23 protein-coding genes are annotated in these 23,014 nt (G+C 49.1%); 19 read left to right on the forward strand and 4 right to left on the reverse strand.

Annotation, left to right across the window (positions count from 1 at the left end; translation table 11 throughout):
* The first annotated feature begins 1 nt into the window (after position 1).
* From pcaH to OIR97_RS06400, 8 genes are read left to right on the forward strand one after another with little or no spacing between them, the layout of a single operon-like run.
* Positions 2 to 742 (forward strand): protocatechuate 3,4-dioxygenase subunit beta, encoded by a 741-nt coding sequence (gene pcaH / locus OIR97_RS06365; RefSeq protein WP_169544743.1) that lies wholly within the window; start codon positions 2 to 4, stop codon positions 740 to 742.
* On the forward strand, positions 743 to 1,357 hold the full coding sequence (pcaG, locus tag OIR97_RS06370) for a protocatechuate 3,4-dioxygenase subunit alpha (RefSeq protein ID WP_169544744.1): 615 nt from the start codon (positions 743 to 745) through the stop codon (positions 1,355 to 1,357).
* Positions 1,358 to 1,370: 13 nt separating this feature from the next.
* Positions 1,371 to 2,231, forward strand: coding sequence for a CoA transferase subunit A (locus tag OIR97_RS06375; protein ID WP_169544745.1), 861 nt, complete (start codon positions 1,371 to 1,373; stop codon positions 2,229 to 2,231).
* Positions 2,228 to 3,007, forward strand: a complete 780-nt coding sequence (locus tag OIR97_RS06380) for a CoA-transferase subunit beta (protein ID WP_169544746.1) — start codon at positions 2,228 to 2,230, stop codon at positions 3,005 to 3,007. The genes OIR97_RS06375 and OIR97_RS06380 overlap by 4 nt, the downstream gene beginning before the upstream one ends.
* A gap of 1 nt (position 3,008) precedes the next feature.
* Positions 3,009 to 4,091 (forward strand): 3-carboxy-cis,cis-muconate cycloisomerase, encoded by a 1,083-nt coding sequence (locus OIR97_RS06385; protein ID WP_169544747.1) that lies wholly within the window; start codon positions 3,009 to 3,011, stop codon positions 4,089 to 4,091.
* Positions 4,092 to 4,093: 2 nt separating this feature from the next.
* Complete coding sequence (locus OIR97_RS06390; RefSeq protein ID WP_219821678.1) at positions 4,094 to 5,128, forward strand: TRAP transporter substrate-binding protein; 1,035 nt, start codon at positions 4,094 to 4,096, stop codon at positions 5,126 to 5,128.
* 3 nt (positions 5,129 to 5,131) lie between these two features.
* Positions 5,132 to 5,641: a TRAP transporter small permease gene (locus OIR97_RS06395; protein ID WP_169544749.1), complete on the forward strand. Its 510-nt coding sequence runs from the start codon at positions 5,132 to 5,134 to the stop codon at positions 5,639 to 5,641.
* A gap of 13 nt (positions 5,642 to 5,654) precedes the next feature.
* Entirely contained in the window at positions 5,655 to 6,983 is a 1,329-nt protein-coding gene (locus OIR97_RS06400; RefSeq protein ID WP_169544750.1) for a TRAP transporter large permease, read from the forward strand.
* Here the strand turns inward: OIR97_RS06400 and OIR97_RS06405 are convergent.
* Positions 6,980 to 7,840: a helix-turn-helix domain-containing protein gene (locus tag OIR97_RS06405; RefSeq protein WP_169544751.1), complete on the reverse strand. Its 861-nt coding sequence runs from the start codon at positions 7,838 to 7,840 to the stop codon at positions 6,980 to 6,982. The genes OIR97_RS06400 and OIR97_RS06405 overlap by 4 nt on opposite strands.
* Before the next feature lie 108 nt (positions 7,841 to 7,948).
* Between OIR97_RS06405 and pobA the strand changes: the two genes are divergently transcribed.
* A complete protein-coding gene (gene pobA, locus OIR97_RS06410; protein WP_169544752.1) occupies positions 7,949 to 9,121 on the forward strand; it encodes a 4-hydroxybenzoate 3-monooxygenase in 1,173 nt (390 codons plus the stop codon).
* On the opposite strand, the gene OIR97_RS06415 is transcribed toward pobA, so the two are convergent.
* Positions 9,118 to 9,696 carry a PAS domain-containing protein gene (locus OIR97_RS06415; RefSeq protein WP_169544753.1) on the reverse strand — a complete coding sequence of 193 codons (579 nt, stop codon included), beginning with the start codon at positions 9,694 to 9,696 and terminating at the stop codon, positions 9,118 to 9,120. The two genes, pobA and OIR97_RS06415, sit on opposite strands and share 4 nt — an antisense overlap.
* A 203-nt stretch (positions 9,697 to 9,899) precedes the next feature.
* On the opposite strand from OIR97_RS06415, the gene OIR97_RS06420 reads away from it, so the two are divergent.
* Together OIR97_RS06420 and mgtE are read left to right on the forward strand one after the other, a co-directional pair.
* On the forward strand, positions 9,900 to 12,227 hold the full coding sequence (locus OIR97_RS06420) for an NADP-dependent malic enzyme (protein WP_169544754.1): 2,328 nt from the start codon (positions 9,900 to 9,902) through the stop codon (positions 12,225 to 12,227).
* Positions 12,227 to 13,636 (forward strand): magnesium transporter, encoded by a 1,410-nt coding sequence (mgtE, locus tag OIR97_RS06425; RefSeq protein ID WP_169544755.1) that lies wholly within the window; start codon positions 12,227 to 12,229, stop codon positions 13,634 to 13,636. Before OIR97_RS06420 ends, mgtE begins: the two co-directional genes overlap by 1 nt.
* A gap of 5 nt (positions 13,637 to 13,641) precedes the next feature.
* Here mgtE and OIR97_RS06430 read toward each other — a convergent pair whose 3' ends face one another.
* Entirely contained in the window at positions 13,642 to 14,541 is a 900-nt protein-coding gene (locus OIR97_RS06430) for a LysR family transcriptional regulator (RefSeq protein ID WP_169544756.1), read from the reverse strand.
* A 75-nt stretch (positions 14,542 to 14,616) separates the two neighbouring features.
* Here OIR97_RS06430 and OIR97_RS06435 point away from each other — a divergent pair, with 75 nt between their 5' ends.
* From OIR97_RS06435 to OIR97_RS06465, 7 genes are all read left to right on the forward strand, one after another.
* Positions 14,617 to 15,096 carry a PaaI family thioesterase gene (locus OIR97_RS06435; protein ID WP_169544757.1) on the forward strand — a complete coding sequence of 160 codons (480 nt, stop codon included), beginning with the start codon at positions 14,617 to 14,619 and terminating at the stop codon, positions 15,094 to 15,096.
* Complete coding sequence (locus OIR97_RS06440) at positions 15,096 to 15,518, forward strand: PaaI family thioesterase (RefSeq protein WP_169544758.1); 423 nt, start codon at positions 15,096 to 15,098, stop codon at positions 15,516 to 15,518. The genes OIR97_RS06435 and OIR97_RS06440 overlap by 1 nt, the downstream gene beginning before the upstream one ends.
* A gap of 27 nt (positions 15,519 to 15,545) precedes the next feature.
* On the forward strand, positions 15,546 to 16,718 hold the full coding sequence (locus tag OIR97_RS06445) for an isovaleryl-CoA dehydrogenase (RefSeq protein ID WP_169544759.1): 1,173 nt from the start codon (positions 15,546 to 15,548) through the stop codon (positions 16,716 to 16,718).
* A 103-nt stretch (positions 16,719 to 16,821) separates the two neighbouring features.
* The gene (locus OIR97_RS06450) at positions 16,822 to 18,009 is read left to right on the forward strand and encodes an acetyl-CoA C-acetyltransferase (protein WP_169544760.1); all 1,188 of its coding nucleotides are present in this window, start codon (positions 16,822 to 16,824) and stop codon (positions 18,007 to 18,009) included.
* A gap of 32 nt (positions 18,010 to 18,041) precedes the next feature.
* On the forward strand, positions 18,042 to 19,175 hold the full coding sequence (locus OIR97_RS06455; protein ID WP_169544761.1) for an acyl-CoA dehydrogenase family protein: 1,134 nt from the start codon (positions 18,042 to 18,044) through the stop codon (positions 19,173 to 19,175).
* 10 nt (positions 19,176 to 19,185) lie between these two features.
* On the forward strand, positions 19,186 to 19,791 hold the full coding sequence (locus OIR97_RS06460; protein WP_169544762.1) for a 2-hydroxychromene-2-carboxylate isomerase: 606 nt from the start codon (positions 19,186 to 19,188) through the stop codon (positions 19,789 to 19,791).
* A gap of 33 nt (positions 19,792 to 19,824) precedes the next feature.
* A complete protein-coding gene (locus tag OIR97_RS06465) occupies positions 19,825 to 20,433 on the forward strand; it encodes a 2-hydroxychromene-2-carboxylate isomerase (RefSeq protein WP_169544763.1) in 609 nt (202 codons plus the stop codon).
* 45 nt (positions 20,434 to 20,478) lie between these two features.
* On the opposite strand, the gene OIR97_RS06470 is transcribed toward OIR97_RS06465, so the two are convergent.
* Positions 20,479 to 21,261 (reverse strand): SDR family NAD(P)-dependent oxidoreductase, encoded by a 783-nt coding sequence (locus tag OIR97_RS06470; protein ID WP_169544764.1) that lies wholly within the window; start codon positions 21,259 to 21,261, stop codon positions 20,479 to 20,481.
* A gap of 135 nt (positions 21,262 to 21,396) precedes the next feature.
* Between OIR97_RS06470 and OIR97_RS06475 the strand changes: the two genes are divergently transcribed.
* Positions 21,397 to 23,004, forward strand: a complete 1,608-nt coding sequence (locus OIR97_RS06475; RefSeq protein WP_169544765.1) for a carboxyl transferase domain-containing protein — start codon at positions 21,397 to 21,399, stop codon at positions 23,002 to 23,004.
* Positions 23,005 to 23,014 lie beyond the last annotated feature (10 nt).

The raw sequence follows: 23,014 nt of genomic DNA on the forward strand, positions 1-23,014 counted from the left end.
AATGATTAACAGAAAACCGGAAACCGGTGCTTTTTTTCAACGGGATAGAGCGTGGCAACCGCCCGGCCTGACCCCTGCATACAAGACCAGCATTTTAAGATCGCCGCAAAAAGCACTATTGTCGTTGGATGGAACCATCAGCGAAATAACGGGGCCGGTTTTCGGGCATGATATTATTGGTGAGCTTGATAATGATTTATTGCTCAATTATTCGCAAAATGGTGATCTGCCTATCGGCGAACGCATTATTGTCCATGGCCGTGTAATGGATGAACGGGGGGTTCCGGTGGAAGGCGCCTTACTTGAATTCTGGCAGGCGAATGCGGGCGGCCGTTACCGTCATAAAAAGGAAACCTATTTAGCTCCGCTGGATCCCAATTTTGGAGGGTGCGGCCGGACGATTTCAGACGAAAACGGGTTTTATTCATTTCGGACGGTCAAACCAGGGCCCTATCCGTGGCCCAATGGGGTTAACGACTGGCGACCCGCCCATATTCATTTTTCCGTTTTCGGTCATGGTTTTGCCCAGCGTTTGATTACGCAGATGTATTTTGAAGGGGATCCTTTGATTTGGAAGTGCCCCATCGTTCAGGCAATCCCGGATGAAGACGCGGTGAACCAATTGATCGCACCATTGGATTTGCCCAATACCCTGCCGATGGATAGTCTGGCTTACAAGTTTGATATTGTTTTACGGGGTCGTCGCTCGACCTTGTTTGAAAACCGGAAAGAGGGCAATTAGATGACGCAGCCTTTGACTTATTTTAAAGAAAGTCCTTCTCAAACTGCCGGTCCCTATGTCCATATTGGGTGCACGCCGAACTTCAGTGGTCTTTCTGGTGTTTTTCCAAAAGATCTTGGCTCCGAAATGGTGAACGAGAGCGCGGAAGGGCAAAGAATTACCATACACGGATATGTCTTTGATGGAACTGGCACTCCGATTAAAGATGCGTTGATCGAAATCTGGCAGGCCGATGCAAAGGGATTGTACAACAGCCCCTCTGAGACAAGAGGCGCAGCTGATCCAAATTTTGTGGGTTGGGGGCGTTGCCCGTCGAATATGGAAACCGGCGAGTTTGTTTTCAACACAATCAAACCTGGCAGCGTGCCTTTTAAGGATGGCCGACCAATGGCCCCACACGTTACCTTTTGGGTCGTTGCCCGGGGAATTAATCTGGGCCTGCATACAAGAATGTATTTCCCGGATGAGGAAACAGCAAATGCTGCCGATCCGATATTAACACGGATCGAGCATAAACACCGGGTACCGACTTTGATCGGCAAGAAGTCGGGCAACGGGTATCAGTTTGATATTCATTTGCAGGGCGAAAATGAAACTGTATTTTTTGATATCTGAAGGTTCTTGACCCGTGGCAATAATCCAATCCTTAAAAGACGCTGTAGCGGACAATCTGAAAAATGGTGATGTGGTTGCCTTCGAGGGCTTTACGCATCTGATCCCGCATGCGGCCGCCCATGAAGCAATCCGTCAAGGATATCGGGATCTGACACTCGTACGGATGACCCCTGATATTGTTTATGATCAGATGATCGGAATGGGAATGGCAAAAAAACTGATTTTCTCCTATGCGGGAAATCCGGGCGTTGGCCTTTTAAGGCGCTTGAGAGATGCCGTTGAGAATAACTGGCCCAATCCTGTAGAGATTGAAGAGCATTCCCATGCCGCCATGGCCAACGCTTATGAGGCAGGGGCTGCAGGCCTGCCTTGTGGGGTCTTTCGAGGATATAAAGGGGCGGGCTTGAAAGAGGTGAATAGCAATATTCGAAGCGTGATTTGTCCCTTTACCGGCGAAGAACTCGCTGCTGTCCCTTCAGTTCGCCCGGATGTAACTTTCATTCACGCGCAAAAAGCAAACCGCAAAGGCGATGTCTTGATCGAAGGCATTGTGGGTATTCAAAAAGAAGCCGTGCTGGCGGCGAAAAAATCAGTGGTGACGGTTGAAGAAATTGTTGATGACTTTGATGATGTCCATGCAAATGCCTGCATCCTTCCGGGGTGGGCTGTTTCGGCTATCTGCGAAGTGTCTGGAGGGGCGCATCCGTCCTATGCGCATGGATATTACATTCGTGACAACGGAGCTTATCTTGACTGGGATAATATCGCCGCCGATCGGGAAGGATTTAGAAACTGGATGGAACAACATGTTCTGAACCAAACCCCGGAGGTTTTTGCGAGCCGTGTGAGTTCGCTTGTGGAGGCTGGTAAATGACTGAAAAATTTACCTCAGATGAGATGATGACCATTGCAGCCTCTCGTGCGCTTGGGAATGATGATATTTGTTTTGTCGGAATTGGCGCACCCTCAGCGGCCTGTAACGTTGCGCGTTTGACGCATGCGCCTGATATTACTCTTATTTACGAGAGCGGTACCATCGGGACTGCACCGGATGTCTTGCCGTTGTCCATCGGAGATGGCGAATTGTGTGAGACCGCGACGACAACCGTTTCCGTTCTGGAAATGTTTCGATACTGGCTACAGGGCGGTCGGATTACCATTGGTTTTCTCGGGGCTGCTCAATTGGACAAATTCGGGAATATCAACACCACCGTTATTGGCGACTACAATCATCCAAAAACCAGACTTCCAGGCGGCGGTGGGGCCCCGGAAATTGCCTCTTCCAGCGGCGAAATCTTCATCACCATGAAGCAATCCCTGCGTGGTATGGTCGATAAAGTTGATTTTTACACATCGTTTGGTCATGGAAATGGGGGCAATGATCGTCAAGAGCAGGGTATTACAACACGCGGCCCCACTTTGCTGGTTACGGATCTGGCGGTTTGGCGGCCTGACCCGGAAACAAAAGAGTTTGTTGTTGTGTCCTTGCATCCCGGTGTTGAGAAAGAGCAGGTTCAGGCAACTTGTGGATGGCCCGTCCGCTTCTCTGAACAGTTGGAACAAACACCACCGCCAACGGATCTTGAATTGCAAACCTTGCGAGATCTAAAGGCGCGAACAAAAGCCGCACATGAAGGCACAGCAGAGTGATATGATGATTTCAATCTTTGAACATCCAATCCTTGGCAAGCTTTTGGGAAATTCAGAGATGGCACTTCTATTTTCTGCGGAAGAAGATGTTGCCTGTATGTTGGCCTTTGAGGGGGCATTGGCCCGTGTTCAAGGGCGCGCTGGGATCATCCCTGACAGCGCAGTTAGCGTAATTATGGAGGGCCTTTCCAGTTTTCAGCCAAATTGGAAGGACCTCGCCGAACAAACCGAAATCGATGGAGTTGTTGTCCCCGGTCTGATCCGCCAAATTCGGCAAAATCTTAGCAAGGAGATACAGGCGTATCTTCATTATGGCGCAACCAGTCAAGATGTGATCGATACCAGTCTGGCGTTACGACTTAAACGCGCAACGGCCCTCCTGCGGCGTCAAATGGAAGAAGTGTTGGCAGAGCTTGAGCGGCTGAAAATCCAGTTTGGTCAAAACGGGCTTATTGCGCGGACGCGGATGCAACAGGCAATCCCCACCAGTGCCGCGGAAAAGATTAATCGGTGGCAACAGCCGCTCACTAAATTAACACAAAGTGCAGATGCCATGTCACAAGACGTGGCGGTGCTGCAATTTGGTGGTGCTGTTGGTACATTGGATAAATTGGGCGATAAAGGCACGGCGATTGGACGTGCCCTTGCTGAAGAACTGGACCTCTCTTTTGAGACGGCGTGCCGGCATACTGATCGGTCCTCTTTGATTTCCTATTCAAACTGGTTATCCCAGATTACAACAGCCGTTGGAAAGGTGGGGCAGGACATCGTTCTGATGAACCAGAATGAAGTGGAAGAGATACAGCTCAAAGGGGCCGGGGGCTCCTCAGCCATGCCGCACAAAAAGAATCCAGTATTGGCCGAAATCCTGATAACACTGGCCCGCTTTAATGCAACGCAAGTGGGCGGTATGCATGTCTCGGCAGTCCACGAGAATGAGCGGTCGGGTGCATCATGGACCCTGGAGTGGCTTATCCTGCCGCAAATGGTGATGGCAACTGCTGTCAGCCTTAAACAATCGATCAAGTTGCTTAAAAATGTAGATCACATGGGATCAAAAAATTTAACGGGAGAGGAAACATGAAAATGAGAAAATCAATAGGCTTACTGGCCTTGAGCGCCGCAGCCGGCTTGATACTAAGCGGCACAGCATCGGCGGCAGAAATTACGCTTAAATTACACCATTTTCTGGGCCCAAAAGCACCGGCCCATTCGAAAATGATTGTTCCCTGGGCGGAACGCATTGAAAAGGCAACGAACGGTCGTGTTGAGATCAAGATCTATCCGTCCATGTCGCTTGGTGGAAAACCTCCGCAATTGCCCCGTCAGGTGCGCGATGGGGTTGTTGATATGGCCTGGTTTGTTAATGGCTATGCAGGCGGACTGTTCCCACGGACAGAGGTCTTTGAGCTGCCCGGTGTACATCAGGGAAGTTCTGCGGCTACTAATCTTGCGATGGGCGAGATGTATGAAGAATTTCTTGCAGAAGAATATAAGGGGTTGAAACCAATTTGGCTGCATGTGCATGGTGGTAACGCAATGCACATGGTGGACAGTGAAATTCGCAAGCCAGAGGATCTGGCAGGCAAAAAAATCCGCATTCCGTCACGGACTGGAGCGTGGGTATTAGAAGCACTGGGTGCGAGTCCGATCAAAACTTCGGTTCCGGAGCTTCCGCAAGCACTGGCTAAAAAGGTGATCGACGGAGCCCTTATTCCTTTCGAGATCATTCCGCCACTGAAAATTCAGGAGCAAACTCAGTATCAAATTGAAGGCCCGGGTGGTAAGCGGTTTGGAACAACCACTTTCCAGGTCGCGATGAACCAAAAAGTTTGGGACAATCTGCCAGCGGATATTCAAAAAATCATTTTGGACAATTCTGGTCCGGAATGGCAAAAAGAAGTCGGCAATGTATGGGATGCGTCTGAAAAAGGCGGTCTGGGTGTCGCAACAAAATCCGGCAATACGCACGTTGTTCTAACGGGTGCCGAATGGACTGTTTTTGAAGGTAAAATGGCCCCTGTAGTCGATCGCTGGATTGAGGAAGTTTCTTCAAAAGGTATCGATGGCCGGAAACTTTACGACACGGCTGTTGCGACAGTTAAAAAGCATATGAAATAGACTATGTCTGCCTATTACAACTTTTGGACAAGGGCTCATGCCCTTGTCCATCGACTTTCTGAGCTGTGGGCATTATTTGGCGGCCTTGTTCTTATGGCCGTTGTGATGGTCAACGCCTATTCAATTTCGGCTGACATGCTGTTTACAAAACCTTTTCCCGGTGATTTCGAATTGACCGAACTTGGCGTGGCCATTGCTGCTTTCTGCTTCCTGCCCTATTGCCAGATGACAGGAGCAAATGTTTCTGCAGACCTGTTTACGGCGACGGCGTCTAAATCGAAAATCATGTTGATGGGCGTATTTGCCAGTTTGGTTGCCTTTGGTTTTAGCCTGTTGTTGATGTGGCGGATGTGGGAAGGCTTGCTGGGATATCGTGAATATGAGGAAATAACGGGTATCCTCAGCATCCCGATCTGGATGGCGTTTGTTCCCTGCCTTTTTTCGTTGGTTTTACTTGTTGCAGCAGCTTTTGTCAGTCTGCTGGATATTTTCGGGTCCCGCAAACGGGCCTAGGAAGAGCATTCCGTTGGAAGAAAATCTTATTGTTGGCCTTGTCGGATTGGCCGCGCTGATTACCCTGATCGTTATTCGGTTGCCAATCGCCTATTCGATGATCGTAGTTGGCGCTGTCGGTGTTGGGTTTCTGAATGGATTTGATATTTTGCTGGCGCAGCTGAAGGACTTGGCGTGGGCACAATTCTCCATCTATGATCTGTCCGTCGTGCCGATGTTTGTCTTGATGGGAAATATCGCAACCCGTGTGGGGTTATCATCAGATTTATTCCGCGCTGCGAATGCCTGGCTCGGTCACCTGCGCGGAGGGGTTGCCATGGCGGCAATTGCCGCCTGCGCAGGATTTGGGTCTGTATGCGGCTCGTCGCTTGCCACGGCCTCAACCATGGGGCAGGTCGCTCTTCCGGAACTCAAGCGTTATAAATATGCGGGCTCACTTGCAACAGGAACACTGGCTGCGGGCGGTGTCTTGGGCATTCTTATTCCGCCGTCTATCGTGCTGGTCATCTATGCTGTGATTGTCGAGGCGAACATTGTGACGATGTTTATGGCCGCCTTTCTGCCCGGCATCCTCGCGGTTATCCTGTTTTTACTGACAATCGCCCTTTATGTCAGGTTGCGGCCTGATGCCGGCCCGAGGGGAAGTGCCGTTAGCCGCGAAGAGCTTTTATCGGCGACGATGGCCATGGTGCCTGTTCTTATAATATTTGGGCTGGTTATTGGCGGTATCTATTTTGGGTTTTTCAATCCGACACCGGCCGCTGCTGTAGGGGTGTTTCTGGTTGCGCTTTATGGCCTGTTGCGACGGAAATTATCTTTTGGCGGTTTCCGCTATGCTTTGTTGGAGACGGCCAAAACAACAGGCATGATTTACCTGATCCTTCTTGGTGCCGAGTTACTCAAGATCTTTATGGCGCGTGGTGGAGTTCCGCAGGCGGCCGCTGAGTTGATGGCAAATTCTGGTTTGCCGCCTTATAGTATTCTGGTTCTGTTATTGATCGCTTTGATCATTCTAGGGTGTTTGATGGACAGCCTGAGTATGATCCTGCTGGCAATTCCCTTTTTCTGGCCCGTTATTTCAGAACTGGATTTTGGACTCGGCCCCGAAGAATTGAAAATCTGGTTCGGTATTCTGGCCCTTATTGTCGTGGAGCTTGGTCTCATTACGCCGCCCGTGGGGATGAATGTGTTTATTATCTCCTCCATGGATAAAGAAACGCCGATGAAGGAAACTTTCAAAGGGGTGGCTCCGTTTTTTATGGCGGAAATTATCCGCGTCTCTCTATTAGTTGCGTTCCCGGCTATTTCCCTGTGGTTACCCAGATTTTTTGGTAATCTCTAACGGTCGTTCTGTTCGGATTTTTTGCGAAACTTGCTGGGCGATAAGCTGGTATGCCGCTGAAAAAATTTTGTGAAATGGCCGGGATCTTCGAACCCGAGCGTGTAGGCGAGTTCAGACACGGGAAGTTTCGTGTAAACCAGGGATCTTTTAGCCTCCAGCATAAGCCGGTCAGTGATCAAATCTGACGCGGTTTTACCCGTGATGCTTTTACAGGATCTGGTTAGGTGTTGGGGCGTGAGAAACAGAAAATCCGCGTAGGTTGCAACAGAGTGAACGGTGCGAAAATTTTGCTCAAGCTGGCGGAGGAATGACTGAACAATTTTCTGTTGTTTGGTTACTTTTTGCGGCGAGCTGATTTGCTGGGAGGCTTGAATCCGGCCAGTTTCAATGCAAAGCAAACCGACGAGATTTGCCAGTCGTTGGCTCCGGCCAAGCAGGGTGTCACCATGTTCATCGGAAATATGTTCGAAATATACTTTTAGCCTTTTTGATTCAGGAAGAGAAAGTGCTTCTGTTAGGCCTGCCTGAATATCGGGGGAGCGACGCAAGACTTCCGCTAATACAACCAAGGGTACGGTGATAACATATCCCTCAGTATGTTTGATGAATTCAAAACCATGAACACTGAACGGGGGGACTGATAAAAAACTGTCAGAGCCAATTTTTCGTCTCTTTCCATCGATTAAGAACGTGCCGCCACCTTTGGATATGTAGAAAAACTGATGCAGTATATGATGTCTGTGCGGTGCAATTTTCCAGTTATGGCGGCCGGAGCGGGCGGCAATTGACTCGCAATGAAGAATGTCAGGAAAGGTTACATTCTTTTCGTCACCATAAAGAGTGTAGTTCGGGATCATCGTTTTTCCTAAATGTTCGAATAATACAATTTATAAGCTGTTTTATCCATTCTGGAAACCGTTCTGTTTTGGCATATTGCGGGTGGTTATACTGGATGGATGGTTCTTATGAAAACACAGGTCGCGATTATCGGCGGAGGGCCCTCCGGCCTGCTGCTGTCTCAAATTTTACATTTGAAAGGTATTCAGTCGGTTGTCCTGGAGCGACAGAGCCGGGACTATGTTCTGGGCCGAATTAGAGCGGGGGTCCTGGAGCAGGGGCTTGCAGATATGCTGCGCTCGGCGGGCGTCGGCGATCGTATGGACCAGGAGGGTCATCTTCATGGCGGTTTTGATATCGCGCATGAAGGGCAACGAATGCGGATCGACCTGTCCGGTCTGACGGGGGGCAAGTCCGTTATGGTGTATGGCCAAACGGAAGTAACTTTGGATTTATATAATGCCCGTGACGAAATGGGCGGCATCGTTGTGGATAATGCGCAGAATGTGATACCTCATAACCTGACGTCTGGAACGCCTTACGTCACCTATGAGAAGGAAGGTGTTTCCCATCGGCTGGAGTGTGATTTTATCGCTGGCTGCGACGGCTTTCATGGGGTAAGCCGTCAATCGATCCCTGAAGCGGTTCGTCAAGAATATGAGAAGGTATATCCATTTGGCTGGCTTGGTGTGTTGTCTGAAACCCCGCCTGTATCTGACGAGCTCATCTACAACCATAGTGAACGAGGCTTTGCCCTTTGTTCAATGAGAAGTAAATCGCTGAGCCGTTATTACGTTCAGTGCGATATCAACGAAGACGTTGAAAACTGGTCTGATGACCAATTTTGGGAGGAGTTGAAATCCCGCCTCCCAACTGAGACGGCCGCGCAATTGATAACAGGTCCGTCTATTGAGAAAAGTATCGCACCGCTGCGCTCCTTCGTATCCGAACCGCTCTGTTACGGGCGATTGTTTCTGGCCGGCGATGCCGGGCATATCGTGCCACCAACAGGGGCGAAAGGGCTGAACCTGGCTGCGTCCGATATTCATTATCTTTCTACGGCTTTCATTCAATATTATACGGAACACAGCGAAACCAAACTCAGGGAATATTCACAAACAGCGTTGAAGAGAATTTGGAAAGCAATGCGGTTTTCATGGTGGATGACAACCTTGCTTCATAGGTTTCCAGAAAATTCTGATTTTGATAGGCGTATTCAGAAGGCAGAGCTTGAGTATCTGTTCAGCTCGGAAGTTGCTCGAAAAGTGCTTGCGGAGAATTATGTAGGATTGCCGTATTAGCGTCTGTTTGGAACGGGAACTGTACCAACCAGTATGCGATTAATATGGCCTTCCATATTTTCCATTGGCAGAATAAGACGGCACCAGCGAGACATTTGATTGCCTTCATGCGCGGCATTATGTTCGGAATATAAAGGGCACCGCAAGCGGACGGCTTGCGGGTATTGTGCGAGCGATAGCTTACCCGGGTAATCGCCGAAATCCGAAAGCCATTTGCCAGTCATTTCCTGACCAAACTGATCAACAACGGAGGAGCCATAAACTCTGTACCGGAAGTCTGTGTTGGTTTCATTCGGCTCTAGTAACAGGACATAGCCAATGGCCTTGTTAAAGTCTATTGGGTCAATATGTTTATACCGGGCGATCTGGTGATCCCCTTTTTTCTCGATCCAGTAGTTCCAAAGAATTTGATGCGGTTTCAGGAGAAAATCCGTGTCCTGCGTTTCGTCAGTTGGCAGAGCCCTATAGGTTAGGTTTTTGACAAAATACTGGGTTGGATCCGGTAATGCCTCCCGCAGGGGGTCATTTGCCTGGACCTCGCCTGTATAGTGGGTAAAGGGGCCAAATGAAGTCATGGTAATTAATACTATTTTTTATGGTTATTACGTGATCCTATTCTAAACAATTTTCCTAAACTGTAACCTCTAAAGTTTAGGATTTTATTATTTTTCTAAACTGTACCAAGTAAGTGAACTGTTTAGCGTGTTTTTTATTGGCTTATTGGCGCTGCATTCGGTAAACCCTAGGGTAACATCCCACGGGAGCTACGGAATTTGTCATGGCATCAGATCTTACTAAAAAAGCACTTGATTATCATCGGTATCCAAAAGCAGGGAAATTAAAAATTTCTCCAACGAAGCCAATGGAAACCCAATCTGATTTGGCGCTGGCATACTCTCCTGGTGTTGCGCATCCCTGCAATGCGATCAAAGATGACCCCAATGAGGCCGCAAGCCTAACGGCGCGGGGAAATCTGGTTGGTGTGGTGACAAACGGAACCGCCGTTTTGGGTCTTGGGGCGATTGGTCCTCTTGCGTCCAAGCCAGTGATGGAAGGGAAGGCCGTCTTATTCAAAAAATTTGCCGGCATCGATGTATTCGATATTGAACTGGATGAAATGGATCCAGAGAAGCTGGTTGATATTATTGCAGCGATGGAGCCGACCTTTGGCGGTATCAATCTGGAAGATATCAAGGCACCAGAATGCTTCATTGTTGAAAAACTGTGTAAAGAGCGGATGAATATCCCGGTTTTTCACGATGATCAGCACGGAACAGCCATCTGTGTTGCTGCGGCCGTGTATAACGCTTTACGGGTTGTTGGAAAAAATATCGAAGATGTAAAACTTGCGGCCTGCGGCGCGGGAGCGGCTGCACTGGCCTGCCTAAATCAGCTGGTCAGTTTAGGGCTACCAAAAGAAAATATTATCGTCAGCGATATTCACGGTGTTGTATATGAAGGCCGTGAAATCGAAATGGATCCTTATAAATCTGCGTTTGCCGTAAAAACCAATAAAAGGGTGTTGGCAGAGGCTGTTGAAGGGGCGGATATCTTTTTAGGCTGTTCCGGACCCGGGGCACTGACGAAAGAAATGGTTGCGACGATGGCGGAGCGGCCCATCATTATGGCGCTTGCGAACCCGACGCCAGAAATCCTGCCTGAGGAAGTCAGGGAAGTTCGCCCGGATGCGATTATCGCAACGGGGCGTTCTGATTATCCCAATCAAGTGAATAACGTTCTGTGTTTTCCGTATTTGTTCCGTGGGGCGCTGGATGTCGGTGCGACGGAAATTAATGAAGAAATGAAGGTCGCTGCTGTGAAAGCGATTGCTGACCTTGCAATGGCGGAGCAGTCTGACATTGTCGCGAAAGCTTACGGGGGCACTCAATTAAGTTTCGGTCCTGATTATCTTATTCCGACACCCTTCGACCCAAGACTTTATGTCGAAGTTGCGTTTGCCGTCGCCAAAGCGGCAATGGATAGCGGCGTGGCCAGTCGTCCTGAAGAAAATCTTGATCAATATCATGAACGACTTTCGGATTTTGTGTATCGGACACGTTTCGTTATGAAGCCGTTGTTTGATAAGGCACGAAAAGAGCAGATGCGGGTTGCCTATGCAGAAGGCGAGGATGAACGCGTCCTATCCGCAGTGCAGACCGTTGTTGATGAGAAGATTGCACTTCCGATCCTTGTCGGGCGCCGTAAGGTGATCGAGTATCGGATTGAAAAGCTTGGCTTGCGATTGAAGCTTGATCGGGATTTTCAATTGGTCGACCCCGAGGATGATCCAAGATACCGTGAATATTGGACGGGATATCATAGCCTGAGGGAGCGGGCAGGTGTTGACCCGGATACAGCGCGCGCGCATATCCGTACCAATACGACAATCATCGGTGCGATGATGGTGCATTTGGGACATGCGGATGCGTTGGTATGCGGTACTTATGGAAAATATTCAAAACATTTCAAGCGGGTAAACGGAATTATCCCACTGCGGGATGGGGTGCGGCATGCGTCGGCGCTGCATCTGCTTATTACCGAAGGCCGCCCGTTATTTTTCTCGGATACCCAAGTGCGTGAACAGCATAATTCCGAAGAACTTGCGGAAATGACGATCCTGGCAGCGGATGAAGTGCGCCGGTTCGGTATTGAGCCAAAAGCGGCGTTGGTTTCTTATTCCAATTTTGGCTCGGCGGAAATGCCATCCGCAACCCGTGCTCAGGAAGCAATGAAATTGATCAAGCAAATTGATCCAGACCTGGAAATTGAAGGGGAGATGAAAGCGGATTCCGCTCTCGTGCCGGAGATCCGCAAGGTGACATTTCCAAATTCCAGAATGGAGGGGCCCGCTAATCTATTGATTATGCCTGACCTTGATTCCGCAAACATAAGTTACAATATCGCTAAGAGCCTTGGAAATGGAATTGCTGTAGGCCCGATCCTGATTGGCATGTCAAAGTCAGTCCATATCACCGTGCCTTCTGTCACCGTGCGTGGCTTGGTGAATATCACCGCAATTGCAGCCGTAGATGCGCAGGATCATAAGTCCGGGCATATGATGAGGGGCCCGGTTGCGCGTAGAAAGAATTATGAGGGTGAGTACTAATGAGCGAAGCTCCGCTCCACAGCCCGGAGGAAGAGACCCTCTCGGCTGAACGGGATAGCGAGGATATTCAGTATGGCATGAGCGAAGAAAAAGTTCATGAGATACGGGAGTCTATTGAGCTGGGCCTCGTCGAACATGTTCGGCAAAACGTTGCTGAACTGCATTCTGCCGATATTGCTGACCTCATCGAACAGCTAAAACCAAAGCACCGTGCTCTGCTGTTGGAATTTGCAGACGACCTTGTTGAAGCTGAAGTTTATTCGGACCTTGATGAGACTGTCCGTGACGAACTTGTGGACGACATGGAAGCGTCCGAGATCGCGGAACTGGTTACCGAATTGGAGCTGGATGATGCGGTTCACGTTCTGGAAGATCTGGAAGCCAGCGATCAGCAGGATGTTCTGAATGAATTGCCGGCGGAAGACCGGATTATCATCGAGCAAGGCCTTTCTTATACAGAAGATACCGCTGGCCGATTGATGCAAAAAGACCTGATCGCTGTTCCAGAATACTGGAATATTGGTCAGACAATCGATTTTTTGCGAGACACGGAAGATCTTCCCAGCGAATTTTACGAAATTTTCGTGGTCGATCCGCGGCATCATCCGATTGGTACGGTGCCTCTTGATAAAGCCATGCGAAATCAGCGATCGGTGCCGGTGAAAGACATAATGCACCGGGAGCAGAAACTGATCCCTGTTGATATGGATCAGGAAGAAGTCGCATATCTTTTCCAGCAATATCGTTTGACCTCTGCTGCTGTTGTTAATGAAAACGGGGCCTTGATCGGTATGATTACAATTGATGACATTGTTGATGTTATCAATGAAGAAGCGGAAGAAGACATCCTGCGTCTGGGTGGTGTGGCAGAAGATAATCTGTTCGGTTCAATTTGGGGCACAACAAAGACCCGGTTCACTTGGTTGCTGGTTAATCTGTTTACAGCCATTTTGGCGTCCATAGCGATCGGTATGTTTGATCAGGCCATGGAAAAAGTAATCGCCCTTGCTGTCCTTATGCCGATTGTTGCCAGTATGGGCGGGAATGCAGGAACACAAACACTAACTGTTGCTGTGCGGGCGTTGGCCACGCGCGAACTTACCGCCAACAATATGTTCCGGATCATCGGTAAAGAGACATTTGTCGGCTTTCTGAATGGGAGTATTTTCGCCATATTGATCGGTTTTGTCGCCTGGCTGTGGTTCAGCGATTTTTCCATTGGGTGGATTATTGGCTTGGCGATGGTTGTCAATATGCTGGTCGCCGGTGTGGCCGGAATGGTCGTGCCCATCACGTTGGAACGGTACAATATTGACCCAGCCGTTGCATCGAGCGTTTTCGTAACGACAATTACGGACATTATTGGTTTTGTGTCTTTTTTAGGGATTGCATCGCTGGTCCTGCTTTAAAAAAGCTATCTGGCCCACTCTAGATTATTGATCATTGTGCGTTGATCTTTCCAGTTGTGACTGCTGGCGAATAGGCGGAAGACTTCCATGATGTCGTTTTTCTTGCCGTGTCGCCAGCTTAGCCCAAGAGTTTTCGCGATATTCAGTTGATCAATGGGAACCTGCTCAATCCCCGGATAGCCAAGCATGTCAGGAATGACACATAATCCGACACCGGACTGTACCAATGACAAGGCCTTATCATCTTCATCAGTTCTAAAGATAATGTTGGGGTTGATATTCTCCCGGGCAAAGAAACGAGTGATCTCCACCTCTGATAAACAGTGACTGCGATGGATGAAGTCGAGACCGGTCAACTGGCGAAGCTGTACGGAAGAGCGAACCGTGAACGGATGGTCCGCGGGAACAGCAAGAACACATTTTGTCGTAAAAAGACGTTCAAACTGATGATCGGAATTGTGGGTAGGCGGCACATTGATTGCCATATCAATGCGCTCTTCGTTTAACCAGTTATCCAGTTGCTCCGGGGTTCCTTCTTTCAGCGCTATCTGCATTTCCGTATGGGTTTTTCCGAAATCGGCAAGCAGCATGGAAAGTTTGGTGATCGGAAAGGCTCGCGGGATGCCGATCTGCAGGCGTTGGGAGGGTTGTTTACCCCGCGCCTCCTGTTTGGCGGTGTTGCATTCATAAATGATTGTTCGCGCGCGCGGCAAAAAACGAGAACCTGCCTCGGTAAGCGTAATGTTACGGGATCCACGGTTGAGCAAGATAACCCCTAAATCCTGTTCTAGTTTTTTGATGCCGGATGATAGGGTTGGCTGGCTTACGAAAACACGTTCTGCCGCCCGGGAAAAATTCCGCGTTTCAACAACTGCCAAAAAGTATCGCAACTGATAAATATCCATCTATAGACATTATCAATAGCAATGATTGAAGTAAACGATTTTATCTATATTGATTAATTTGATATAGGTTCTGTCATGCAAAATTTCACGCCTCAAAACCCTTCATACGAACAGGTTGTCCGCGATAGTTTTTCGCGCCAGCCTTTTATGGCGTTGATGGGCGCGCGAATGGGGCAGGTCGCGCCAGGGCGATGCGATATTTTGGTCGACTGGCGTCATGATTTAACCCAACAGCATGGCTTTTTTCATGGTGGTATGGTTTCCTCTATCGCAGATTCAGCCGCCGGATATGCCGCGTATACCCTGTTTCCGAAAGAAAGTACGGTCTTGACCGTAGACTTTAAAGTCAGTTTCCTGAACCCGTCTAAAGGGGACCATATTTTAGCATCAGCTGAGGTTATTCGAGCCGGTGAAAAAATTTATCATGTAAAGGCTGAAGTTTTTGCTTTCTCAGGTGAGATTAAAACCCATTGTCTGTCCGGTATTTTTACGATGATGTGTCTTCAGGGTAAATCAGATGCGGTTAATCTTGGTCGCAAAGATGAGGTTTCCTGATGGCAGCCCTGGACCCAAGTTTGCTGGCACGAATTTTACCAATATTTGAAAGCCAGAAACTTATGCACCATCTTGGTGTTGAGATTACAGCCCTGACTGAGGGATCTTGTGAGTTGACCCTTGGCTATCATGAGCGCTGGTCGCAACATAACGGGTATTTCCACGGAGGGATAATCGGCACGTTAGCGGACACGGCGGCTGGTGTTGCCGCCACAACACTTATGTCAGACGGCGAAAATTGCCTGACGGCGGAGTATAAACTTAATTTCCTTACCCCTGCTTCGGGTGAGGCGATTGTTGCAAAGAGTAAAATTATTAAATCTGGACGTAGCTTAAAAATAGCAGAATCCAACATCTATTCGATCGGTAACGGGGAGCAGAAACATTGTGCAACTGCCTTGGTTACTTTGATAGCAACCTGAGAATATTGATCAAGAAAAGGACGTCAAATGTCATCCATTGATTTTCCAACCCTGAATTTTGGCTTGGGCGAAACCGCAGATATGTTGCGGGACACGGTTAGAAGCTTTGCAGATAACGAATTGGCGCCGCGGGCCGCAGAAATTGATGCAACAAACGAATTTCCCATGGACGCCTGGCGTAAGATGGGCGAACTTGGGTTGCTTGGACTAACTGTTGAAGAAGAGTATGGTGGGTCGGGGCTCGGATATCTGGAGCATTGCATCGCCGTGGAGGAAATCAGCAGGGCATCCGCGTCTGTAGGTTTGTCTTACGGGGCGCATTCCAACCTTTGCGTCAATCAGATCCGGCGCAACGGCTCTGCTGAGCAAAAGCAAAAATACCTGCCCAAGCTTGTTTCTGGTGAACATGTAGGCGCCTTGGCCATGAGTGAGCCCGGCGCGGGATCAGATGTTGTTTCCATGCGACTGCGCGCTGAGAAAAAAGGGGACCGATATATCCTGAACGGAAACAAGTTCTGGATTACAAACGGTCCCGATGCGGATGTTCTCGTTGTCTACGCAAAGACCGATCCAGACGCGGGACCGCGCGGTATTACAGCGTTTATTATTGAAAAAGGGTTCAAGGGTTTTTCCACAGCGCAGAAACTCGACAAGCTTGGCATGCGCGGATCAAATACCTGCGAACTGGTTTTTGAAGATTGTGAAGTGCCGGAAGAAAATATCATGGGACCTCTTAATGAAGGGGTTCGGGTATTGATGAGTGGCCTTGATTATGAACGGGTTGTCCTGTCTGGTGGCCCTTTAGGTATCATGGCGTCCTGCATGGATTCCGTAATTCCATACATTCATGATCGCAAACAGTTCGGCGAATCCATCGGTACATTCCAGCTGATGCAGGGTAAGGTCGCTGATATGTATTCTACAATGAACGCCTGTAAGGCGTATGTTTATACAGTCGCGCAAGCCTGTGACAGGGGTGAGACGGCCCGTAAAGATGCCGCGGGTGTTATCCTTTACGCCGCTGAGAAGGCAACATGGATGGCCCTGGAAGCTATTCAGGCACTGGGCGGTAACGGCTATATTAATGAATATCCAACCGGACGCTTGCTGAGGGATGCTAAATTGTATGAAATTGGCGCGGGCACCAGTGAAATAAGAAGAATGCTAATTGGCCGTGAATTGTTTAACGAAACAGCGTAAAAAAGGCTGAAGAAGTCTTGTTGGGTATGATGAGTTGGAGTGCATGCCCGACTTCCGATCAGCGAAGTTAGAGAAATAAATAAAAAGTAATGGAGAATAAAAAATGAGCGACGATCCTATTGTCATCGTTGGTATGGCCCGTACACCAATGGGCGGTTTTCAGGGCGATCTGAGTGACGTAAAAGCTCCGAAATTGGGTGCTATTGCTATTGAGGAAGCGATGAAACGCGCTGGCCTGAAGGGCGATGACATTGATGAAGTTGTTATGGGTTGTGTTTTGCCAGCTGGCCTGGGACAGGCGCCTGCGCGTCAGGCTTCGTTTGGTGCCGGTATTCCCGACAGTGTCGGCTGTACAACTGTAAACAAAATGTGTGGCTCCGGTATGCGGGCTGCAATGTATGCCCATGACGCCCTCATCGCAGGTTCTTCAAATGTTATGGTGGCCGGTGGCTTTGAAAGCATGACAAATGCTCCATATGTTTTGCCAAAAATGCGCGGTGGCGCCCGGTTAGGACATGCAGAAGTTAAAGATCATATGTTCCTTGATGGTCTGGAAGATGCCTACGAAGAAGGCCGTTTGATGGGCAGCTTTGCGGAAGAAACCGCAGGCCTGTATCAGTTTACACGCGAAGCACAGGATGCCTATGCCATTGAATCATTGGCGCGTGCCAAGAAAGCCACTGAAGACGGTAGCTTTGACGATGAAATTGCACCTGTCACTGTGAAAACCCGGAAAGGGGATGTTGTTGTCGACAAGGACGAGCAGCCTTTAAAAGGCAACCCTGAAAAAATCCCGACATTACGTCCTGCATTCGCTAAAGATGGAACCGTGACAGCGGCAAATTCGTCGTCTATTTCGGATGGTGGTGCGGCCTTGGTGATGATGCGTCAGTCGGAAGCTGAAAAACGCGGTCTTAAGCCAATTGCCAAATTCCTTGCACATTCAACACATGCCCGTAAACCTTCCGAATTTACATTGGCGCCAATCGATGCCATCCGTAAGGTCCTGGACAAGGTCGAATGGACAAAAGACGATGTTGATCTTTTTGAAATCAACGAAGCCTTTGCTGTCGTTACCATGGCTGCCATGAAAGATCTGGGTTTGGATCATGACAAGGTAAACGTTCATGGTGGTGCCTGTGCGCTGGGGCATCCTGTGGGCGCCTCTGGTGCGCGGATTGTCGTAACGCTTTTATCCGCTTTGCAGAAATATGGTAAAAAGCGCGGTGTTGCGGCCTTGTGCATCGGTGGCGGTGAAGCGACTGCTATGGCCCTTGAACTGGTAGCCTAAGGTAAACGAGTTGGACGATAGGAGTTGAAAAAATGATCCTGAGCGAAGAACAAACAATGATCCGCGACATGGCGCGTGATTTCGCCGCCAATCGTCTGGCTCCCAATACAACTGTTTGGGAGCAGCAAGCCGCTGTTCCCAAAGAAATTTTTGATGAAATGGGCGCGCTCGGCCTGATGGGAATGACAGTTCCGGAAAATTATGGCGGGGCAGAAACGGATTTTGTTTCCTATGCGCTGGCTTTAATGGAAATTGCCGGAGGAGACGGTGCCATTTCCACGGTCATGAGCGTCAATAATTCGCCTTGTTGTGCGGCTTTGTTAAAAGATGGTTCCGAGGCGCAGAAACAGAAATATCTGGTTCCACTTGCAAAAGGGGAAATGATCGGTGCTTTTTGTCTGACTGAACCACAGGCTGGTTCTGATGCGTCTGCCTTGAAAACCCGAGCTGTAAAAGATGGTGAAGATTATATCATTAACGGCACGAAGCAGTTCATCACGTCTGGAAAAATAGGCGGCGTGGCGTTGGTCTTTGCTGTTACAGATCCGGAGGCTGGAAAAAAAGGGATCAGTTGCTTTATCGTTCCGACGGATGCTGAAGGGTATCGTATTGCGTCCATAGAAAACAAGTTGGGCCAGAAAGCGTCCGATACTTGCCAGATTGCATTTGAGGATGTCCGGGTTCCTTCTGCGAATATGTTGGGATCTGAAGGGGCCGGATATAAAATCGCCCTTGCCAATTTGGAAACAGGACGTATCGGTATTGGTGCGCAAAGTGTCGGAATGGCGTCTGCTGCATTGGCCCATGCCATAGCCTATGCAAAAGAAAGAATTTCTTTTGATCAACCCATTATTCAACACCAGGCTGTTGGTTTTCGTCTTGCTGACATGGCAACCAAAGTTGAAGTTGCCCGCCAGATGGTGTTGCATGCGGCTACACTGAAAGACGCGGGGCTGCCTTGCCTGACAGAAGCGAGCATGGCTAAATTATTTGCTTCGGAAATGGCGGAAGAGGTGTGTTCAGCGGCTATTCAAACGCTGGGCGGTAATGGTTTCGTGGCGGACTATCCAGTTGAAAAAATTTATCGTGATGTCCGGGTATGCCAAATTTACGAAGGAACATCTGATATCCAGAAAATGGTGATTGCAAGAAATCTAGCGGCTTAAGGAAACGCACATGTTGGCACCAATTGACTTCTATTTCGATTTTTCTTCGCCTTATGCTTATCTGGGAAGCCATATGATTGAGGACGTGGCCGCCAAGCACGCCAGAACAGTGAACTGGCATGCTTTCATGTTGGGAATAGCTTTTAAGAACGAGAAGACGGCACCGCTGACATTCTATCCCCGAAAAGGGGAATATTCGCGAATGGATTTTGCCAGAACCGCGCGTAAATATGACATCCCTTTTTCCATGCCCGATGATTTTCCAAAAAACACAATTGCGGCCTCTCGAGCCTTTTTCTACTTGAACAAGTTGGATCCGTTGCTGGCTAAAACTTTTGGAAAAACGGTTTTTCAGGCGTATTTCGTCCAGGGTCTGGATATTTCTGACACAGCCGTTGTTCTTGAGCTCGCCCGTGAATGCGGCATCGATGTGGAAGCGCTAGAACTGTCAATGCAGTCTGCCGCACTGAAAGATGAGTTTAAAATGTCGGTGAACGAAATCATTGAAGAAAAGAAGGTTTTCGGAGCTCCCTTTTTTGTTGTGGATGGGGAACCGTTCTGGGGTGCAGATCGTGTCGTTCAGGTTGGTGAATGGCTTGAAACAGGCGGGTGGTAACAAATCCGCAGAAACAAAAGGGAGAGTGTGACGATGAGTGACGTGATAGAATTTTTCTTTGAGTATGTTTCACCATACGCCTATATCGCGGCGAAACAGATTGAAGAGGTTGGAAAGAAACACGGCAAGGAAGTCATTTGGCGGCCTGTATCACTTGGTCATGTTTGGAAATCTATTGGTGCAACAAATGTCGGTCCGGGGGCTGTTTCCCAGAAGGCTCAGTATCTGATGCAGGATTCCGCGCGGTTTGCGAAAATGGCAGGACTGGAAATGGCAAAGCCTGCCGTTTTTCCTGTTGATGCGAAACTCGCTCGGTTAGCATTTTATCGGTTGTCGGCTCAGGACAAGGATTTGGGAAAAGCATTTGCCCAGGGCATTTTCGATAAATTCTGGGCCAAGAGTGAAGAAATCACGGAACCTGAGCATCTTGAGGATCTGGCAAAAAAGCTAAAGGTAGACCTTGGTGAAATTGCCGAAGCCTTGACAGATGAGGATGCTAAGGCGGCCATGATTGCCTCCACACAGGCCGCGATCGATTGCGGTGCTTTTGGTATGCCATGGTTCAAATATGGCGAACAGGTTTTTTGGGGGGCTGACCGCATTCCACATATCGATCAGTATCTGGCTTTCAAAGCCGCTTGAGAGGAATAATCCCCGGCCCATTGAAGGGCCGGAAATCTGTGGCGTCTAAAATAAGAAGTAGCCGCCATCAATAAGGAAAGTATCACCTGTATGATAGGAACTCGCATCAGACATGATGTAAACAGCGATGCCACCAAAGTCTTCGGGGTTTCCCCAACGCTTTGCTGGAATACGCGGTTTGACGTTGTCCGAGAACTTGTTCCAGTTAAAAGCAGGTTCGGTCATAGCGGTTTCAATCCAGCCGGGCAAAATGGCGTTGGCGGTAATGCCTTTACCGGCGAACTCAACCGACATGGCGCGAAGCATGGAAATCAAGCCGCCTTTCGTCGCCGCATAATGTTCGTTCCTGGCAGCTCCCGAAATAGCAGCGAGGCTGGCTGTTCCAACCAGGCGCCCGCCCGGGTCTCCGTTTTCAGCGCGCTCCACCATATGTTTCGTGGCTTCTTGCAGCGTGTAAAAAGCGCCGTCCAGATTGACACCGATCACCCGTTGCCAATCGGCATCGTCGATTTCAAGAAACGACCGTTTGCCAGAAGTAACACCAGCATTGGCGAAGCAACCATCAACGCGACCATATTGGGAAAGGGTTTCGGCAAAGCAATCCTGAACTTCTTTCTGGTCAGCAACATTGCAGGACAAAGAGCTGACGCGCGTCCCAAACGCTTTCAGTTCTTCAACGGCGGCAGCGTTTTTGGTTTCGTTTGTGCCCCAGATACAGACATCACCACCGGCCTCGGCAATGGCTTTACCCATTCCCAAACCAATGCCGCCATTTCCGCCTGTGATAAGTGCGACCTTACCGGTAAGGTCAAATGCTTTAAAAGCCATTTTAGGCTCCTTTTTTCTTTTTATGTTAGGGAATTACGGGTAGCACATAGCCCGAATATCTCCAAGAAAATCATCGTCGCAGCGTCTCAGAAACCTGTGTTCAAATCCATTTTTGCAAAAGGGGATTTTGCGTAAATGCCTGTTTTAAAAAGTAATCTCAATACGAGAAGTGAAGAATTCAAAGAAAATGCCGAGCATATGCAAATGCTTGTCGACGATCTTCGCGAAAAAGTGGCAGTCGCCAAGCTTGGCGGCGGTGATCGGGCCCGCGACAAACATTTGTCCCGGGGCAAGCTTTTGCCTCGCGAGCGGGTACGACAGCTTTTGGATCCGGGATCACCCTTCCTTGAGTTCAGTCAGCTTGCCGCATACGACATGTATGGGGGCGATATTAATTCAGCTGGATTGATTACAGGCATTGGTCGTATTTCAGGCAGAGAATGCGTTGTTGTCTGTAATGACGCGACGGTGAAAGGTGGAACCTACTATCCGATGACGGTCAAGAAACATCTTCGCGCACAGGAAGTGGCCCAGCAAAATAACCTGCCGTGCGTATATCTGGTTGATTCAGGTGGCGCTAATCTTCCGAACCAGCAGGATGTTTTTCCGGATAGAGAGCATTTCGGCCGTATTTTCTTCAATCAGGCAAACATGTCCGCTCAGGGCATTCCGCAGGTGGCGGTGGTCATGGGCTCCTGTACCGCAGGCGGTGCCTACGTTCCGGCGATGTCTGATGAAAGTGTTATCGTTCGCGATCAGGGAACAATTTTTCTGGCGGGTCCGCCGTTGGTCAAGGCGGCTACGGGTGAAGTGGTTTCAGCAGAAGATCTGGGGGGCGCCGATGTTCATTCGCGGACATCCGGGGTTACGGATCACTATGCAGAAAACGATCAGCATGCCTTGCAGATTGCCCGAAATATTGTGGCGACATTTAACCGGCCTAAGCCAATGCCGCTGGATATTCGCAAGCCAACTGAGCCGCTTTATGATCCCAAAGAAATCTATGGTCTCATTCCAAAAGACACCCGTCAGCCCTTTGATGTGCGCGAGATCATTGCCCGTCTTGTGGATGGATCTGAATTTGATGAATTCAAAAAGCTGTATGGCACCTCTTTGGTAACCGGATTTGCCCATATTCATGGCTATCCCGTCGGGATCGTTGCAAATAACGGGATTTTGTTTTCTGAATCATCCGTGAAAGGCGCACACTTTATTGAACTGTGTTGCCAGCGCAATATTCCGTTGGTGTTTTTGCAGAACATTACCGGATTTATGGTTGGCCAGAAATATGAAAGCGGTGGCATCGCCAAGGATGGTGCCAAGTTGGTAACGGCCGTTGCGACGGCAAAGGTTCCAAAATTTACTATGATTTTCGGTGGGTCTTTCGGTGCCGGTAATTATGGTATGTGCGGTCGTGCCTATAGTCCGCGTATGCTTTGGATGTGGCCAAATTCTCGCATCTCTGTCATGGGCGGAGAACAGGCGGCCTCCGTGCTGGCAACAGTCAAGCGGGATGGTATGGAAGCGCGCGGTGAAAGCTGGAGCGCTGAAGACGAGGCTGCCTTCAAATCTCCTATTCAGGAACAATATGATGTCGAAGGGCACCCGTATTTTTCCAGTGCCCGGCTGTGGGATGATGGTATTGTTGATCCGGCGGATAGTCGCCGCGTCCTCGGACTTGCCATTTCCGCCTCACTAAATGCCCCAATCGAGCCAACAAAATTTGGCCTCTTTAGAATGTAAGGAACGAAAA

The organism is Sneathiella aquimaris (genome assembly GCF_026409565.1).
Lineage (GTDB): Bacteria > Pseudomonadota > Alphaproteobacteria > Sneathiellales > Sneathiellaceae > Sneathiella > Sneathiella aquimaris.

Bases quoted from the DNA above. Each gene is read 5' to 3' on its own strand.
- OIR97_RS06385 (WP_169544747.1), top strand. From the start codon at position 3,009: ATGATGATTTCAATCTTTGAACATCCAATCCTTGGCAAGCTTTTGGGA.
- OIR97_RS06465 (WP_169544763.1), top strand. From the start codon at position 19,825: ATGAGTGACGTGATAGAATTTTTCTTTGAGTATGTTTCACCATACGCC.
- OIR97_RS06445 (WP_169544759.1), top strand. From the start codon at position 15,546: ATGTCATCCATTGATTTTCCAACCCTGAATTTTGGCTTGGGCGAAACC.
- OIR97_RS06450 (WP_169544760.1), top strand. From the start codon at position 16,822: ATGAGCGACGATCCTATTGTCATCGTTGGTATGGCCCGTACACCAATG.
- OIR97_RS06395 (WP_169544749.1), top strand. From the start codon at position 5,132: ATGTCTGCCTATTACAACTTTTGGACAAGGGCTCATGCCCTTGTCCAT.
- OIR97_RS06455 (WP_169544761.1), top strand. From the start codon at position 18,042: ATGATCCTGAGCGAAGAACAAACAATGATCCGCGACATGGCGCGTGAT.
- OIR97_RS06405 (WP_169544751.1), bottom strand. From the start codon at position 7,840: ATGATCCCGAACTACACTCTTTATGGTGACGAAAAGAATGTAACCTTT.
- mgtE (WP_169544755.1), top strand. From the start codon at position 12,227: ATGAGCGAAGCTCCGCTCCACAGCCCGGAGGAAGAGACCCTCTCGGCT.
- OIR97_RS06380 (WP_169544746.1), top strand. From the start codon at position 2,228: ATGACTGAAAAATTTACCTCAGATGAGATGATGACCATTGCAGCCTCT.
- OIR97_RS06475 (WP_169544765.1), top strand. From the start codon at position 21,397: ATGCCTGTTTTAAAAAGTAATCTCAATACGAGAAGTGAAGAATTCAAA.
- pobA (WP_169544752.1), top strand. From the start codon at position 7,949: ATGAAAACACAGGTCGCGATTATCGGCGGAGGGCCCTCCGGCCTGCTG.
- OIR97_RS06420 (WP_169544754.1), top strand. From the start codon at position 9,900: ATGGCATCAGATCTTACTAAAAAAGCACTTGATTATCATCGGTATCCA.
- OIR97_RS06440 (WP_169544758.1), top strand. From the start codon at position 15,096: ATGGCAGCCCTGGACCCAAGTTTGCTGGCACGAATTTTACCAATATTT.
- OIR97_RS06430 (WP_169544756.1), bottom strand. From the start codon at position 14,541: ATGGATATTTATCAGTTGCGATACTTTTTGGCAGTTGTTGAAACGCGG.
- OIR97_RS06470 (WP_169544764.1), bottom strand. From the start codon at position 21,261: ATGGCTTTTAAAGCATTTGACCTTACCGGTAAGGTCGCACTTATCACA.
- OIR97_RS06460 (WP_169544762.1), top strand. From the start codon at position 19,186: ATGTTGGCACCAATTGACTTCTATTTCGATTTTTCTTCGCCTTATGCT.
- pcaH (WP_169544743.1), top strand. From the start codon at position 2: ATGATTAACAGAAAACCGGAAACCGGTGCTTTTTTTCAACGGGATAGA.
- OIR97_RS06435 (WP_169544757.1), top strand. From the start codon at position 14,617: ATGCAAAATTTCACGCCTCAAAACCCTTCATACGAACAGGTTGTCCGC.
- OIR97_RS06390 (WP_219821678.1), top strand. From the start codon at position 4,094: ATGAGAAAATCAATAGGCTTACTGGCCTTGAGCGCCGCAGCCGGCTTG.
- OIR97_RS06415 (WP_169544753.1), bottom strand. From the start codon at position 9,696: ATGACTTCATTTGGCCCCTTTACCCACTATACAGGCGAGGTCCAGGCA.
- pcaG (WP_169544744.1), top strand. From the start codon at position 743: ATGACGCAGCCTTTGACTTATTTTAAAGAAAGTCCTTCTCAAACTGCC.